16 protein-coding genes are annotated in these 16,030 nt (G+C 53.2%); 11 read left to right on the top strand and 5 right to left on the bottom strand.

All coding sequences use genetic code 11. The annotated features are described in order from the left end of the window. The first annotated feature begins 1 nt into the window (after nt 1). From FHW74_RS17500 to FHW74_RS17490, 3 genes are read left to right on the top strand one after another with little or no spacing between them, the layout of a single operon-like run. Complete coding sequence (locus tag FHW74_RS17500; RefSeq protein ID WP_183171639.1) at nt 2-694, top strand: ABC transporter ATP-binding protein; 693 nt, start codon at nt 2-4, stop codon at nt 692-694. Further along, a complete protein-coding gene (locus tag FHW74_RS17495; RefSeq protein WP_183171638.1) occupies nt 681-1,166 on the top strand; it encodes a TlpA disulfide reductase family protein in 486 nt (161 codons plus the stop codon). Before FHW74_RS17500 ends, FHW74_RS17495 begins: the two co-directional genes overlap by 14 nt. Beyond that, entirely contained in the window at nt 1,166-1,465 is a 300-nt protein-coding gene (locus tag FHW74_RS17490; RefSeq protein ID WP_183171637.1) for a c-type cytochrome, read from the top strand. The genes FHW74_RS17495 and FHW74_RS17490 overlap by 1 nt, the downstream gene beginning before the upstream one ends. 46 nt (nt 1,466-1,511) lie before the next feature. On the opposite strand, the gene FHW74_RS17485 is transcribed toward FHW74_RS17490, so the two are convergent. Continuing rightward, complete coding sequence (locus FHW74_RS17485) at nt 1,512-2,240, bottom strand: Fic family protein (RefSeq protein WP_183171636.1); 729 nt, start codon at nt 2,238-2,240, stop codon at nt 1,512-1,514. Further along, entirely contained in the window at nt 2,237-2,500 is a 264-nt protein-coding gene (locus FHW74_RS17480) for a hypothetical protein (protein ID WP_183171635.1), read from the bottom strand. Before FHW74_RS17480 ends, FHW74_RS17485 begins: the two co-directional genes overlap by 4 nt. 185 nt (nt 2,501-2,685) lie before the next feature. Between FHW74_RS17480 and FHW74_RS17475 the strand changes: the two genes are divergently transcribed. The 4 genes from FHW74_RS17475 to FHW74_RS17460 all read left to right on the top strand — a co-directional run bounded on the left by FHW74_RS17475 (nt 2,686) and on the right by FHW74_RS17460 (nt 8,609). Further along, on the top strand, nt 2,686-3,792 hold the full coding sequence (locus FHW74_RS17475; protein WP_183171634.1) for an MBL fold metallo-hydrolase: 1,107 nt from the start codon (nt 2,686-2,688) through the stop codon (nt 3,790-3,792). A 205-nt stretch (nt 3,793-3,997) separates the two neighbouring features. Then, on the top strand, nt 3,998-6,064 hold the full coding sequence (locus FHW74_RS17470; protein ID WP_183171633.1) for a hypothetical protein: 2,067 nt from the start codon (nt 3,998-4,000) through the stop codon (nt 6,062-6,064). A 21-nt stretch (nt 6,065-6,085) separates the two neighbouring features. After that, complete coding sequence (locus FHW74_RS17465) at nt 6,086-7,954, top strand: STY4199 family HEPN domain-containing protein (RefSeq protein WP_183171632.1); 1,869 nt, start codon at nt 6,086-6,088, stop codon at nt 7,952-7,954. Between the two features lie 127 nt (nt 7,955-8,081). After that, a complete protein-coding gene (locus tag FHW74_RS17460; protein WP_183171631.1) occupies nt 8,082-8,609 on the top strand; it encodes a cupin domain-containing protein in 528 nt (175 codons plus the stop codon). Between the two features lie 3 nt (nt 8,610-8,612). On the opposite strand, the gene FHW74_RS17455 is transcribed toward FHW74_RS17460, so the two are convergent. Beyond that, complete coding sequence (locus FHW74_RS17455) at nt 8,613-9,356, bottom strand: sulfite exporter TauE/SafE family protein (protein WP_183171630.1); 744 nt, start codon at nt 9,354-9,356, stop codon at nt 8,613-8,615. Between the two features lie 233 nt (nt 9,357-9,589). On the opposite strand from FHW74_RS17455, the gene leuC reads away from it, so the two are divergent. From leuC to FHW74_RS17435, 4 genes are all read left to right on the top strand, one after another. Then, nucleotides 9,590-11,008, top strand: coding sequence for a 3-isopropylmalate dehydratase large subunit (gene leuC / locus FHW74_RS17450; protein ID WP_183171652.1), 1,419 nt, complete (start codon nt 9,590-9,592; stop codon nt 11,006-11,008). 2 nt (nt 11,009-11,010) lie between these two features. Continuing rightward, complete coding sequence (gene leuD / locus FHW74_RS17445) at nt 11,011-11,628, top strand: 3-isopropylmalate dehydratase small subunit (RefSeq protein ID WP_183171629.1); 618 nt, start codon at nt 11,011-11,013, stop codon at nt 11,626-11,628. 14 nt (nt 11,629-11,642) lie between these two features. Beyond that, nucleotides 11,643-12,488, top strand: a complete 846-nt coding sequence (locus FHW74_RS17440) for a fumarylacetoacetate hydrolase family protein (protein ID WP_183171628.1) — start codon at nt 11,643-11,645, stop codon at nt 12,486-12,488. 71 nt (nt 12,489-12,559) lie between these two features. Next, nucleotides 12,560-13,903, top strand: a complete 1,344-nt coding sequence (locus FHW74_RS17435; RefSeq protein WP_183171627.1) for a 2-hydroxycarboxylate transporter family protein — start codon at nt 12,560-12,562, stop codon at nt 13,901-13,903. Between the two features lie 33 nt (nt 13,904-13,936). On the opposite strand, the gene FHW74_RS17430 is transcribed toward FHW74_RS17435, so the two are convergent. Together FHW74_RS17430 and FHW74_RS17425 are read right to left on the bottom strand one after the other, a co-directional pair. Continuing rightward, the gene (locus tag FHW74_RS17430) at nt 13,937-14,842 is read right to left on the bottom strand and encodes a LysR family transcriptional regulator (RefSeq protein ID WP_183171626.1); all 906 of its coding nucleotides are present in this window, start codon (nt 14,840-14,842) and stop codon (nt 13,937-13,939) included. A 111-nt stretch (nt 14,843-14,953) separates the two neighbouring features. Next, the gene (locus FHW74_RS17425) at nt 14,954-15,952 is read right to left on the bottom strand and encodes a hypothetical protein (RefSeq protein ID WP_183171625.1); all 999 of its coding nucleotides are present in this window, start codon (nt 15,950-15,952) and stop codon (nt 14,954-14,956) included. Nucleotides 15,953-16,030: the final 78 nt, after the last annotated feature.

Genomic DNA, 16,030 nt, shown 5'->3' with positions numbered 1-16,030 from the left:
TATGTCTGTATCGCGCATTCCGCAGGCGGTGATTGAAACCCGCCATCTGTATAAACGCTTCGGCGACGTGACCGCGCTGGATGACATCAACCTGCGCATTGCGCGCGGGGAGTTTGTGGCAATTATGGGCGCCTCCGGCTCAGGTAAAACCACGCTGATGAACATTCTGACCTGTCTGGATACGGTGAGCGACGGCCAGGTATTTCTTGACGGCACCGACGCCGCCGGGCTGGACGAAGAGGGCCGCCGCCGCTTTCGCGCCGAGAAAATCGGTCTGGTATTCCAACAGTTCCACCTGATCCCCTTCCTCACCGCGCTGGAAAACGTGATGCTGGCGCAGCACTACCACAGCGTGGTGGATGAAAGCGCCGCCCGAGCGGTGCTGGCGCAGGTCGGCATGGAACACCGTATGACGCACCTGCCAAGCCAGCTTTCCGGCGGCGAACAGCAACGCGTCTGCATCGCCCGCGCGTTGGTCAACGAGCCGCCGGTGATTTTTGCCGATGAGCCCACCGGCAACCTTGACGAAGAAAACGAAAGCCGGGTGCTGGCGCTGTTAAAAGATCTGCACCGTCAGGGGCGCACCATTGTGATGGTCACCCACAACCCGGCGCTCGGCCAGTTCGCTGACCGGGTGATCCGCCTGCAACACGGCAAATACCTGAGCGAGGAGCGAAACCATGCGCTGGCGTAATCTGTTATTGATCCTGTTGGTGGCGCTGGCGGGCTGCAAAGAGGAAAAACTGGCGCTGGGCGAACCCGCGCCGCAACTGGCGGCCTTCGATAGCCAGGGCCATGAGGCGAAACTGGAACAGTGGCAGGGTAAGGGCGTCTACCTGAATTTTTGGTCCGCCAGCTGCGGCGGCTGCCTGGCGGAGATGCACTCGCTTGAAAAACTGAGCCAGCAGTGGGGCGATAAGCTGGTGGTGGTGGCGGTGAATACCGATAACGACGCGGTAGATATCGCGCCGTTATTGGCGCAGCACCACATTAGCTACCCGGTAGTGCGCGACCAGATGAAAATCACTCAGGAGCGTTATCAGGTGATCGGCACGCCGACCTCGTTTTTGATTGACGCGAAAGGCCGGGTGATTGATATGCACCTGGGCGCGCGTGATGAACAGGCGCTGACGGCCACCTTCCGCAAACTGGCGGGGGAAGGGTGATGAAACTTCGGATGTTGATGTTGTGTGGACTGGTGGCTGCGTCCGCCAGCGTTGCCGCGACGGAAGATTATGGTCGCCAGTTCCAGCGCGACTGTTCGAGCTGCCACGGGCGCAAGGCGGATAAAACAGCGTTTAATAAAGCGCCGCCGCTGATTACGCTCACCGAACAGCAGGCAGTTGACGGGATGACAAAAATCCGTGACGCAGGAGGGAATAGCGCGGCGGCGCGCGCCAAGGCGAAGCTGACGGATGAGCAGATTAAGGGGTTGGCGGCGTTTATTCAAACGCAGAAACCGTAGCGCAGGCGTTACGCTGTGGGCGTGCTGCCCACAGCCTAGGAAAGTCTTATTCTGAACGGTATGTTAAATAAATCTGTTGGATTTCCGGATCGTCCAGGCTTTCATAAGAGATATTCTCTTTATCTAAACCATCGAGTCCTCTGATCCCGCCGATAATGTCAGGCCAGTCATCGCGGCTCGCGATGGTTACCACAAATGGCTCAAGATAGCGGCTTAGAAATTTTTTTGCCGGTTCTCTAATTTCTTCGCTCAGGATCCGTAGATAATCATGTTTATTGGTTCGTGACCAGTCGATAGCAAAGCCAGCCCGAAAAGCGAGTTCCATAAACACTAGTAATATTGTTCGACCATTGCCATCAAGAAAAGGGTGTGCAAAGGCTAATAACCCCATCACTTCACCGTGATTTTCCCGCAGGTACGATTTCGAGGTGGCTAAACGCAGCGCGTATTCAGCTGCCATCCGGATATTATCTGGCCTTTCAAAAACGGTATGGCGCGGGTTATCGTGCGAGCCTTTAAACACCGCAAGATGCGGGACCAGTTCGTTACGATCTTTGCCAGCCCAGGGATAAAAATCGCTGAAAAGGATTTCGTGAACTTTCAGGATGGCCGGGTAATCGAGGGTTTTCTTTCGGGCTAAATAGCTTAGCGCGCCGTCAATACTGGCTTCAAACGCGAGATGTTCCGCCCTTTTAACTTCTTCAGGATCTTTAAGCTGGAGAGTATTCCGCAGATAGCCGACGGTGTCGAAATCGCCGAAGGGATCAAAAATCATGCAGTGAGTTTCTTAGAGGAATTTCGTTGCTCGCGAAAATAACGCGCCTGGAGCGCCAGAATTTCAGCTTTGCTGAGTACACCTTTTCTTTTGAGGTTGATCAGCAATTGCTCGACGTTATCCAGTTCCACAGCATCATCAGCCAGAGCGGTTATCGTCACTGCCATGCGGCTCATGTGGTCGCGTTTATCACTAACGTGGTGAATTTTAGCGAGTCTATAGATATAGCTTGCGACACTTTCATGCGTTTTATGAGTCATAGGGCTACCCTCGGTTATGGGTTAAATTTTAGCATGCCGCGATGCAGGTGTCTCAGCGGGATTTGGCTTATTCCAGCTTGCCACTTCGTGCCATCCTCCCCCCGCGCCAGCCCGATTGTAGTACGCTTATCCCTCGTGCCAGCATTCTGCTGACACCTCCCTTAGGCCCCGGAGTTCATGCCTCAATGACAATAGCTTCAAAACTAAAACGTGGGATCCGCTATTTGATTATCATCATCGCACTTATCACGCTGTTTATTTTCGCCTGGCTTCAGCAGCCGCAGTACGCCTCACCCGTGGTTGCGCCGCAGGCGGATAACCCGCTGTACCGCGACGGGCAATTCTTCAATGCCGAAGACCCGCCGCCGGTGACCCGCACCCAGAGCCGGTTAACCCTGTGGTATCGTTTTTTATTCGGTAAAGATGAAGGCGCGCAGCCGCCGGGCGTGCTGCCGTCGCAAAAAACCGATCTGCATCAGCTCAAGGAAAATGACGTGGTGTGGATGGGGCATTCCAGCTATTTCCTGCGCCTCGATGGCAAAAATTATCTGGTCGATCCGGTATTCAGCGATTACGCCTCGCCGATCCCGCGTACCAACGTGGCATTTAGCGGCAGCAATATTTATCGTGCCGACGATATTCCCCCCATCGATTATCTGCTAATTACCCACGATCACTGGGACCATCTGGATTATCCCACCATTAATGCCCTGCGCGATAAAATCGCCAGGATTATTACGCCCACCGGTGTCGGCTCTTATTTTGAAAAATGGGGTTTCCCGAAAGCGAAAATAGCTGAGGGGGGCTGGAACAGCGTGATTAAAACCGACGATGTCGAGATCCATATTCTGCCTGCCCAGCATTTCTCAGGCCGATTTTTTAAACGCAACCAGACGCTGTGGGCCTCTTACGCCATTATTACGCCCCATCACCGGATCTATCTCGGTGGCGATAGCGGCTATGGGCGGCATTTTAAGGATATCGCTGCGAGACTCGGCGGCTTTGACCTGGCAGTGCTTGAATGCGGGCAGTACGACGCGCAGTGGCCCTTTATCCATATGACGCCGGAAGACGCGGCCAAAGCCGCTAGTGACCTGCAAGCCAAAGCGGTGCTGCCGTCTCACAACAGCAAATTCAAGCTGGCGCACCATCGCTGGAATGAACCGCTGGAGCGACTCTCTGCCGCAAGCGTAGGGCAACCCTGGCGTTTGCTGACGCCGAAAATTGGCGAAACAGTGCAAATGGATAATAGCCAACAGACGTTCAGCCGCTGGTGGCAAAATAATAAATAGCAAAATACAAGCTATTAAATTTAATAGTCACGGCCCGGGTAATAATTGAGGGTCGTGACGATTGATGACTTAAGTGCAATTCGCATTAATATTATTGCCGCATTACGCTATATATAATACTCTTTTCTGCTGCATTTTCTCTCCGATAAATAATAACGCTAACCGCACTGCTGCCTGTATTTCTTCGGGCATTAAAGGATGATGAATGGCCGAAACACTCAACTGGGATCGCCTTGCCGCCGCGCTGGAAAATGTCACCTTTTCCATGCGACCGTCGCTGCGAGAATTGCCCGCAGGTACGCTGGCGCTGGGGATCGGCGACGCCGCGTCGCCAGGGATTGCGCTGAACTGCAAAAACGGCGGCCAGCATCGCTCACTCTCTGCCTGGTTATGGGCGATGGATGCCAGTGAACGATGCGCGTTGAGTGATAAAGCGCGCTTGCAGCCGATTACCCATATCGCAATAGAAGACTTTTCGCTGGATAGCTGTTTCGCCTGGCTGCTGTTCAGCCTGTTTAGCCACGGCGAGATCCATGAGCTGGATGCGTGGGTGCGGTATATCGACCAGTGGGAGCAGGGATTTTATCTCGATGGCGATAACTTTGGTCATTCCGCCGCCTGCCTGCATACGGTATTTGCCCATGCGCGCCTGCATGCCGCCCAAACCGCAACGCATACTTACGATGCGGATTTACTGCGCCACGGCTTTATCCGCTGCCTGAAATTGCTGACGGCGTTTATTAATCACACCCTGGAGCCGTTGCAGGGCATCCAGTCCCTGCCGTCGGCGGAATACCTCGCAGCGCAAGCGGCGCTGGCTTATGAATATCAGCTGTATCAACTGGCTATTGAACGCGCCGTCACCTGCCAGCTGCTGGTGGAACAGGCCGATAGCCGTCGAAAAATGCTGGTGGACGCGCTATTTCTAAGCGAACAACACCCCAGCGGCCTGTTCAAGATCTTCGCCCGCAATGACCGGACCCACAGCTGGAGCAAAAACGGTTTTACGCTGCTGGGGATTTACCGCCAGCAACAGGCGGGTACCGGTAACGATATGGTGATTTCGGTGGATCCGACGAGCGGCCTGTCGCTGAAAAGCCTGTGGCAGGCACTGGAAGCGGAAGAAAACCGTCGCTGGCAGGGAGAGCGTCCGTGCGATAACCCACGCCCGCTGCATAGCTACGCTGGCGCGCTCAACGCACCGGATCAACCCTGGTGGGATGACGCCGGGCGCTACACCCTGCTGGGCGCGCCTAAGTTCCTTGCTAACACTAACGTCCCCGGCAGCAAACTCGACTGGTGGAATGACGTGTTGCCAATAGTCTGGCAGCAGGGATTTACCGATTATCTGCAACCCTGCCTGATGCGCGTCGACGATGCTGATGCGCCAGTCGAGGGGCAAAAGCGGGTGTGTGCCTGGCGCTGGAACCAGCCGGATGCGCGTTTGCAGCAAACCGATACCAGCAGCTACCTGACCAGCACGCCGTCGTTCGAAGCGTGGCTGGCGGGCTGTAGCCTGCCGGTAATGCCCACCACGCCCAGCGCGCTGCCTGCGGTGGATCATTATGAGGCGCAGTGGCAGGGCGATGTGCTGATCGTCAGCCATCAGCAGGGCGTCACGCTGTTTAGCCGCGCGCCGGATAACAAGGAACTTGAGGGCTTACTGAACGTTGCCCGGCGCATCGCCATGCTTAGCGACGAGTACGCACAGTTTCTCGGTAAAACCCGCGAGATTTTCAAAAAATGGCCGCAGCAGTTAAAGCAGCACGCCGGCACTATTGAGGATAAGCAGTGGGAGGAGGAGATCTTCGCCCTGCGCGTCAATGCCCTGAACGTGCTAAACAGCACCGATATCCTGTTCGCCAGCGCGCAGCAAAACCGCCTGAGCGAAATGCTGCAACGCCAGTGGGGATTGCACGAGCAGCGCGGCAACCTGTTTGCCCAGGTCGACCGGCTGGATGCGCTGATGCGCGACGCCATCGCCCGGCAGAACTCGCGCCGCCACCGCATCTACGGCTCGCTGTTTTCGGCGCTGGGGATGGGCATCGCCGCCAGCCACGTCTGGGAGCCGGTGCGCGATATTCTCACCACCAACGAATATGAATGGCAGCTGTTGCTGTTTAAACACCCCGATACAACGCCGCAGCAGCTGGCGGAGATCGCCGGGCAGAGCGCCCATTTCGAACTGATCTCGCTGATCGTTTTTTTAGCCTTTGGTCTGCTGGGATTCATCCTCTTCTGGTTCTTTGATATCCGCAGCCAGGAAGAGTAACGCGCACGGAGAAATCACCGAATGAATAATAAAACCGCTATCGCCATTATTACTCGCTCACGGGACATTATTGCCCTGGCCCATGCACAGTTGGCCCGGGTGCTGAGCGTGCCGCAGCCGGAAAATAACAGTTTTGACGCCAGTTACCGAATGCTGGACGACGCCCGCAACGAGAATGGCAACTGGATCAACGTGGGCGAACTGCTTGGCTTCAATCGGCAGCAAATGTTGGATTATGCCGATCATTTGCGAGGACTGCGCAACTGCGACGACGTACAGAATCTTGATCCGGGCACGCTGAATAAATGCCTGATCGCCTGCCTGCAAATCGTTAACCTGCTTGAACTGGCAAAGCATAAACATCCGCAGCTTAACTGGGACAGCCGCTATTCGTTACCCGATGAAACCAGCGAGGATAACGCGGTGCGCCAGATGCGCGCCATTGAGCTGTTAATTCGACAGGTGATTGACGAAGCCTGGGCGGATCAGCAGAAATTAGCCGAGCGGCTACGCACTCTGTTTGATAAAGATCAGGTGGCGCGAATTATGAAAAGCGCCGAAAAAGACAATATTCTCAGCGGCACCCTGCTTGAGCAACTGCGGATTATTTTCTCGAATAAAGAAGATTACCCGAATTATTATGAGGCCTATTTTGACAGCGCCTCGGGGCTGAATTACGCCTCCTCCACCCGTGAAACCCTGTCGCAGTTTTTGCAGAGCCTGAACCATATCCGCAATAAAATCGCCCACCATAAAAAATTAACCGAATCGGAAATGCTGCTGCTAAACGAGTATTTTGATCAGGTGGTTGAGCCGTTGCGTAAAGCCCATCAGGATGGGCGTTTGAAGGCGGACCCGGACGCGCTGTACCATGCGCCCGCAGAGGCGATTAAAGCGTATCAAATGCAGTTAGAGAAACTGAATGCCGCCGCAGAACGCAATGAAGTTATTGTGGGGAAAATGAATAACAAGCTCACCTGGGTACTGGCAGGGATTGTGGGCATTGTCGCGATTACCGGCGTGACGCTGCATTTCAGCGGTGGCAGCTTTGTGAATACCGAGATCATTAAAGATAAAGTCAGCGACGTCCAGGAAAAAATCAGCAAAGTGAAGCAGGAAACCAGCCAGGATCCGCGCAAAGAGCTGGCGAACCTTGGGGTGCAGTGGGATCGTGGCACCATGGAGCAGGCGATTAAGCATGGTGACTTGCGCACGGTGAAATTGTTTAACGAAGGCGGAATGACATGGAATTCGCTGTTTCTCTCTGCGGCCATGACGGAGTTTGGCAAAAATAAGAGTAAGAATATCGCGGATACCATCGACTATATTACCGCGCATCCTGAAAACCGCATCAACGGCTCAGAATATGAGTGCCGGACAGAAGTGGATTATATGCGCGACCGTGAGAAAAAAGGCACCCTCAACGAAGCGTTGAACGGTAAAATTATCCGTCTGGTTTGCGCCGATCCGCAAGCGCAGCAGATTTTTGCCAAAAACCGACAGGAAGCGATCGCCCGGCTGGGTGAACTCAAAGAAAATTATGCCAAATACAATAAGCCCCAGGCGGCGTGTATTAAAGAGTTAATGAAGGATAAAGGCGATGCCGTGGCTAACGATATTTTCAAAGCGCGCCAGGCAGCGGCTTATTCATTTTTAGGCAACAACACGCGGCAATCTATTTCTGAACGGGCTGCCACGGCGACCGGTATGAAATTCACCGATTATCAATACAGTTCAGTCTCAATGAAAGTCTTTCGCGAGTCGCTGAAATATTATTGCGATCGCCGCCTTGAGTTTGCTAATGAGGATTACCCGCCACTCATTGCCGATGTAAAAGATCAGATTGATTATTACGATAAAGCCGCCGCGAAATACGGCATCAAAATTTAACCTTATGCGGCATTGCAATGTACTGTGATGCCGCCCTTTCTGGTAACACAGAGTCGTCTGGAACAGCGCCTCGCGCCGCAATAAGCCGTCTACAGTTAACAGATACGTTAACGGAAGGAGATCGCGGATGACTGCTCGACAAGCCCTGGTTCCTCAGACCATCGTTCCTCAAACCCTGATGCTCGCCGCCCACGACTGGGTACCTAATAATCCTCATTTACCGGTGTTAATTTATAAAAACGTCATTACCGGGGGTGATAACGCCAGCCGGTTTGAACAGCTGTTTGCCGATAACGGCTGGCCGCCCCAGTGGCGCGACGGGATTTTCGATTATCACCATTACCACTCTAACGCCCATGAAGTCTTAGGGGTGGCCCAGGGGTCAGCACACCTGATGCTTGGCGGCCCCGATGGCGAAACGCTTGATGTTGAAACCGGCGACGTGCTGCTGCTCCCGGCGGGTACCGGGCATCGGCGGCTCTCGGCGAGCGATGATTTTTTGGTGGTAGGGGCTTATCCGCCGGGTGCGGATTTCGATCTGTGCAGGCAGGCGGCAACGCCGGAGATGCGGGCGCGTATCGCCGCGCTGCCGTTTCCGGAGCAGGACCCGGTTAATGGAGAAACGCCGGCGTTGACGAAGTATTGGCAGCGCTAATCACTACGCGCTGAACGCGACAAAAAACAGCATTGCGCAGAAGCACATTTTCAGCGCCTGGGTGGGTAGCCGGTGGGCCAGCGCGACACCCCAGGCGACGGTGAACACACCGCCCAACGCCATCGGTACTCCCACAGACCAGGCAACATGCCCGGCAACAGCATAGGTCACCAGCGCAGTAACGGCACCCGGCAGCACCAGTGCCAGCGCGGTGCCCTGTGCTTTGGTCTGCGAGTAGGAAAATAGCGCCACCAGTAGGGGCACAATCACCATACCTCCGCCGACGGTAAACAGGCCAGAAGTCAATCCGCATACGATGCCGGTCATTGGCAGCCAGGATTCAGGCAGGGCATAGCGGGGTGTTTTGCGGCTGATGACGATGCTGTAGAGATAATAAAAAGCCAGCAAAAAAATAAAGCCACAAAAAAACAGATTCAGGGATGTAGCATCAAGATGGATCGCCAACAACGAAGAGAAAATGGAAAATACGCTTGAGATAATACACAGCGGAATGATGTTGTTTAATTTAATGTCATTGCGCCGTCGGTAATGAATGACGCTCATTATCACGTTAGGGATAATCATAATTAATACGGTGCCCTGAGCGAGTTGCTGATCCATCTGAAATAACCATGCCAGCACCGGGATAGCAATAATTCCCCCGCCAATGCCTAATAATCCGCCTAAGAAACCCAGCCCGCCGCCAAGACAAAAACATTCGGCAAATAAAAATATTGTTGTACTCATTGGTTATCATCGCCTTGCTTATCCGTCGCGCACTATAGCAGTAACGTTTGCAGATTAATAATGGTGTTTAATGTGCTGATAATTCATCTAACTGGCTGTAATAGCGACTGTTTTCTTGCTTTTTACGATTTGCAAAAAATGATTTTACTTATTTAAAGCTGTCACGGGCTATACACATTACCCCTGGAATTTATACTGGAAAAAATCAAACCCGTGAGTAATTCGAGATGACTATGAATATGGCTAAAACGCTTTACGATAAACATATCGATTCCCATACCATTAAAAAATTCGATGACGAAGGCAATGTGCTGCTGTATATCGATCGTTCTATTCTGAATGAATATACCAGCCCACAGGCGTTTAGCGGTTTACGCGAACAGAACCGCAGCGTCTGGAATCCAAAATCTGTTTTGCTCAATGTGGATCACGTTAATCCGACCCGGCCTTTGCGTGACCCGGCAATGACCGATTCTGGCGGTGCGTTGCAGGTAAAATATTTCACTGAGAACAGCCGGTTCTTTGATATCGAGCTGTTCGACGTGATGGATAAGCGTCAGGGCATTGAACACGTGGTTGCACATGAGCAGGGGCTGGCGATGCCGGGGATGGTGATCGCGGCAGGGGACAGCCATACCACCACCTACGGCGCACTCGGCGCATTCGGCTTTGGTATTGGCACATCGGAGATTGAACATTTCCTCGCCACCCAAACGCTGGTGTACAAAAAGCTGCGCAATATGCGCGTCACCCTCGAAGGCCAGCTCGGCGCGGGCGTGTCTTCCAAAGACGTGATTATGGCGCTGATAGCCCGTATCGGTGCGGATGGCGCGACCGGTTACGCCATTGAATTCTGCGGCAGCGTTATCGATAACCTGAGCGTGGAAGCGCGCATGACCATCTGCAATATGGCGGTGGAAGCGGGCGCGCGCGGTGCCTTTATGGCCCCGGATGACAACGTTTTCGCTTACCTGAAGGACACCCCGCGTGCGCCGAAAGGTGAACTCTGGGACCGCGCGGTAGAGAGCTGGCGGACACTGAAAACCGATCCGGGCGCCAAATTTGATAAAGAAGTTTATATCGACTGCTCGCTGCTCGAGCCCTTTATTACCTGGGGGATCAGCCCCGATCAGGCAGGCCCGATTAACGCAGCGATCCCCGATCCGCAATCCATTGAAGATCAGCAGAAAAGGCACGATTACCAGACCGCGCTTAACTATATGGAGCTCAAGCCCGGTACGCCATTTACCGAGATTCGCATCTCCCACGCCTTTATCGGTTCCTGCACCAATAGTCGCATTGAGGATTTGCGCGAAGTGGCGAAGGTGCTGGCAGGCAAAAAAATCGCTCCGCACGTGCGCGGCATGATTGTGCCGGGGTCGACCCAGGTGCGGGAACGCGCCGAACGGGAAGGACTGGCGCAGATCTTTATCGATGCCGGTTTCGAGTGGCGTCAGTCAGGGTGCTCGATGTGCCTCGCCATGAACGAAGACGTGCTGTCGCCGGGCGATCGCTGCGCCTCCAGCACCAATCGCAATTTCGCAGGTCGTCAGGGGGCGGGCTCGCGCACCCATTTGATGAGCCCGGCAATGGTGGCTGCCGCTGCGGTCGCCGGTCACTTAACCGATGTCAGATACTTCACCGAGGTTTAATAATGGAAGCGTTTAACTGCGTAACGGGTATTGCCGCACCGATGATGGCGGCAAATATTGATACCGATGTGATTATGCCAAAGCAGTTTCTTAAAGGCATTGACCGCCGCGGCCTGGATAAGGGCTTATTTTTCGATTTACGCTTTAATCGGGATGGCAACCTGAATGCGGATTTTATTTTAAATCAACCGGGATGGCAGGGAGCAAGTTTTCTGGTTGTTGGCCCTAATTTTGGCTGCGGCTCCAGTCGGGAACATGCGGTATGGGGATTAAAGCAGCTGGGGATCAAAGCATTAATCGGCACATCGTTCGCCGGAATATTTAACGATAACTGCCTGCGCAACGGCGTATTAACAATTTGCCTCAGCGAGGCGGAAATACATCAAATCGCCAACTGTATCACGCAGCGCGAAACCAATACCCTGCAGGTCGATTTGGCGCAACAGACCATTAGCAGTGCACAAAATCAATACGCCTTTGCTATTGACCAAATTAAAAAAGATATGTTGTTACAGGGACTCGATGCTATCGGCTTTACCCTGTCTTTTACCCAGGAAATTAAGCAGTTCGAAGAGCAATACTTTGCCCGTAATCCGTGGCACAGAACCGTTCAGTATTAACAGGAATCAACGCAATGAAAATCGTCAACTTTAGCCTCAACGGTAAAAATAAATTTGGTATCGTAAAGGAAGCCGGCATTATTGATGTCAGCGCGATTTATGGTAATCGCTATCCGTCATTAAAAGCGTTTCTCGAGCATGAAGATGTTTCCAGCCTCAGAGAAATTGCCAGCGCCGCCGCCGATTACGCTATTAACGAAGTCGAATTTCTGCCGGTAATCGATAACCCCACCAAAATTATCTGCGTCGGCATGAACTACAGCGAAAAACGCGTCGAATTTAATGAGCAAAATCCCGAGCCGACGTTGTTTGTACGCTTTGCTGATTCGCAAACCGGCCATCTGAGCTACGTTAATAAGCCCGCCGAATCCCGGGAGTTTGACTACGAAGGGGAACTGGCGGTCATCATCGGTAAGAAGTGCAGCCACGTCAGCGAGCAGGATGCGCTGTCACACGTGGCGGGCTACAGCTGCTATATGGATGGCTCCGCCCGCGACTGGCAGCACACCTGGTACACCGCCGGGAAAAACTGGCCGCGCACCGGCGCATTTGGTCCCTATTTAACCTGCCGGGATGAGATCCCCGACCCGCATAATTTACAGATCCGCACCTTTTTAAATTCTCAGGAAGTACAGTGCGATAATACGAAAAATATGATCCATAAAATCCCGTACCTTATTTCCTATATCAGTACCTTTACGCCACTAAGCGCGGGTGATGTGATTATTACCGGCTCGCCCGGCGGTGTTGGCAAAAAAAGAACCCCGCCTCTGTTCTTAAAAGAGGGGGATTGTATTGAAGTAGAAATCGAAGGGCTGGGACGCTTAAGTAATCATATTAAAGAATCTGTCGCAGCATAATTAAAAATAATTTTGAACATCTTTTACCTCTTCAGGAAGTAAGCCCTCTTATTACTATAAAGGCGGAAACAATGAATCACATTGAAAGTAATACCCTACACGATGGTAAAAAACTGGCATCGACGCATTCTTTAAGCGGGCTGTCAGTAAAAGAAATTTGTTCAGTACCGGTTTGGTTTTTTGCAACCATGTGCGTGATCGTGGGCTCAGCAGCGTGGTTTGGCACGCTACCCAAAAATATGATTGGCGGCCTGGCGATCATTATGTCTTTGGGGTTTATTTTATCCACCGTCGGCAAGAATATCCCGCTAATAAAAGATATTGGCGGCCCGGCAATATTTTGTCTGATGATCCCCTCGATTCTGGTTTTTTATCACGTCATCCCTAAAAACGTGCTGGATTCAGTGCATGTGCTGATGAAGGACGCCAACTTCCTGTATTTCGTGATCGCGACGCTGGTGGTGGGTAGCATCCTCGGCATGAATCGGATCATTCTGGTTCAGGGGATGATTCGCATGTTCGTACCGCTGGTGGTGGGCACGTTGACCGCCGTTGGCGTGGGACTGGTCGTCGGAAAGGCGGTAGGCTACAGCTTCTATCACACTTTCTTCTATATCATCGTGCCGATTATCGGCGGCGGCATTGGGGAGGGCATTTTACCGCTGTCGCTGGCCTATTCCTCGATCCTTGGTACCACGCCGGATATCTATGTGGCGCAACTGGTGCCTGCCGCCGTTATCGGCAATATTTTTGCCATCGTCTGCGCGGGCTTTTTGTCGAAGCTCGGCAAAATGAAACCCGAGCTCAGCGGCAACGGTATGCTGATCCGCACTGCGGAAGATAACGCCATTTTTAATAACATCGGCGACGAAGGGAACGGCAAAACTGATTATTCTCTGATGGGCGCCGGATTATTAATGATCTGCTGTTTCTTTATCTTCGGCGGCCTGCTGGAGCGTCTGGTACATATTCCCGGCCCGGTATTGATGATTGTGATGGCGGTGCTGTGTAAGTACGCAAAAGCGATCCCAGGAAGAATGGAGACCGGTGCGAAATCGTGTTACAAGCTGATTTCCACCTCGCTGATTTGGCCAACCATGATAGGTCTGGGTATGCTGTATGTGCCGCTGGAAAGCGTAGTGTCAGTCTTTTCCGTGGCCTATGTGGCGGTTTGCGCCTCGGTGGTGCTGTCAATGGCGATTGTCAGCTTCCTGCTGGCCCGCTTCCTGAATATGTACTCCGTGGAAGCCTCCATCGTCACCGTTTGTCATAGCGGCCTCGGCGGCACCGGGGACGTGGCGATCCTCTCGGCCTGCGACCGCATGGGTCTGATGCCGTTCGCGCAGATCTCGACGCGTATTGGCGGCGCCTCTACCGTTATCCTGGCGACAATGCTGCTGGCGGCGTTTTCCTGATGTGTTCACCGCCCCCTGTAAAGGGGGCGGCAATCAGAAGTGAATGCAAGCGAAATAGCTTTCCAGGAAAGTAATGCACTTTTGCGTTTTGATGGACTCTTCAAGTTTTGTCGGATAGACCGCCCATACCGACGCCTGCTCATAATAATCGGGCAACACCTGAATCAGATCGCCAGACTCAATATAGCGTTTTGCATCCCACTCGCTGCGCAGCGCAATACCGTGATCGTCGAGCGCCCACTGCAAAATCACTTCACCATTATTTGATGACAGGCTGCCGTCAACCCGCACCGTCTCCTGCTTACACCCGTCGCTGAGATGCCACAGACCGAAGGTCAACCCTTTTTCCTGTAAAAACAGGCACTGATGGCGGGAGAGATCCGCAGGCGAGGCGGGTGCATCGTGTTGGTTCAGGTAACCCGGCGAGGCGCAGAGGATACGTTTATTGTCGGCAATTTTTTTAGCGTAATAGCGTTCGTGAAAACTCTCGCCAACCATTATTTCCAGATCGATATTTTCTTTAATCAGATCCAGTTTGGTATCGGTTAAGGTGAACTTGATTTTTAAACCGGGATTTAATTTGGAAAAAGCCGACAGCGGATTGGTCAAGTGGTTTTTACCAAAGCCAAACGAACTGCAAATATGGAAATTGCCCTTAATATCATTTTTGATATTAACAATCATATCCATTGCCGCGTTGTTTTTGCTGATAATCTCTTCGGCCTGGATAAGGGCGACTTCCCCTGCCGCCGTCAGGCGCATTTCACGCGTATTACGGTGCAGCAATTTCGTATTTAAGGTTTCTTCCAGCGCATTAATCCGCTTCGTCACCCAGGCATTGGAATAACCGAGTTCCACCGCCGCGCCGGAAAAACTGTTATGGCGCACGACGGCCATAAACACTTCCAGGTCCTCTACTTGCGGCCATTTCTTTTTCATTAGCGTGGATCCTTGCGGGGCATCAGGCGGTAAATAGTACAATACCCCGCACCGTTATTTCATCTTATTAAGCTGTTAATTAACGCAAGGCGAATCGGGCGCGTGGCCGTACTATTTCACCGCCCGGTAACCAAAATAGCCGTTTTGCGCATCGTACAGCACATCAAAGCCATTAAGGAAATTGACCCCGGTATTCACAAAGGGTGTTTGCCGGGTGGTATTGAGGATAATTTTCTCCGGCGCAAGCGGCGAATCGCTGCCGCTCAGGGTGTAGCTCACCGCTGGCGTAAACGTGAAGGTCAGCGAGGCGTCATCAGGCAGGGCGCTGGACGGATAATTTGGCAGCGTGATAAACATCTCATTCACCCCGGTGTCGACCAGCGCCGTTCCGCAGCGTTTTTGATCGCCGTTCACCACGATGCACACCGGTGCGGCCTGCCATTCGCCGGGAATGTGCGGGTCGGGCTGCAATTTGGCGTAAGAAAATCCGCCCCGGCTCACCGCAGCGTTTAACCCGACATGCACCCCGTTGCGCGTCACCACGTAGCCCTTATGAAAATTATCCGGCGTTGCCGGGTTTAACAGCGGGTTGGTGTCGGGCGAGCTCTGCTTCTGCTCGCTGCCTTCCCGGGCGAAACCTACCCCCATCATGGCGACGCCGCGCGGGTTATCTTCCGGTGTGCAGTGGCGCGCGTTGTCCTGACAGGCGATCTGCGTCACCGCCAGTACCGGGATCGGCGCGGTGGTAAAGTGCTGGCCGTTGCTGCCGCTCACCGTCACCGGCGTGGTCACCCACAAGCCAATCATGATCCGCCCCGAACTGTTGTACGTCAGTCTGCCCGGCGTACCGGAAAGCTGTGAAAAGTTGGGGATAGAATCTGCAGAAATCACGATCCCGGTGGAGCCGGTGTCCATCTCGATGGGGCGCGCATCGCCGCCGGGGAAATTAATCCGCAGCCCCGGCGTATGGGCCACGCCGGCTGGCGCTTTCGAGGAAGGGTAATACTGCAAATAAACGCTCTGGCTGGCATCGTTATACTGCGGCGCGTCGGCGGCCCATGCAGCGCCTGCCGCGCTGATAAAGAATAAGGCGAGCGGTGCTTTCGTCATCCCGTTACTCCTGTGCGAATAAATCTGTCTGCCCTAACTGTAGACCAGGCTTCATGCTGGCTACAGCCCGCCAATTTC

The sequence above is a fragment of the Atlantibacter sp. RC6 genome, from assembly GCF_014193285.1.
In the GTDB taxonomy this organism is placed as follows: Bacteria; Pseudomonadota; Gammaproteobacteria; order Enterobacterales; family Enterobacteriaceae; genus Atlantibacter.
Note: the sequence above shows the minus strand (reverse complement) of the source record. Positions and strands in the feature narration are given on the sequence as shown.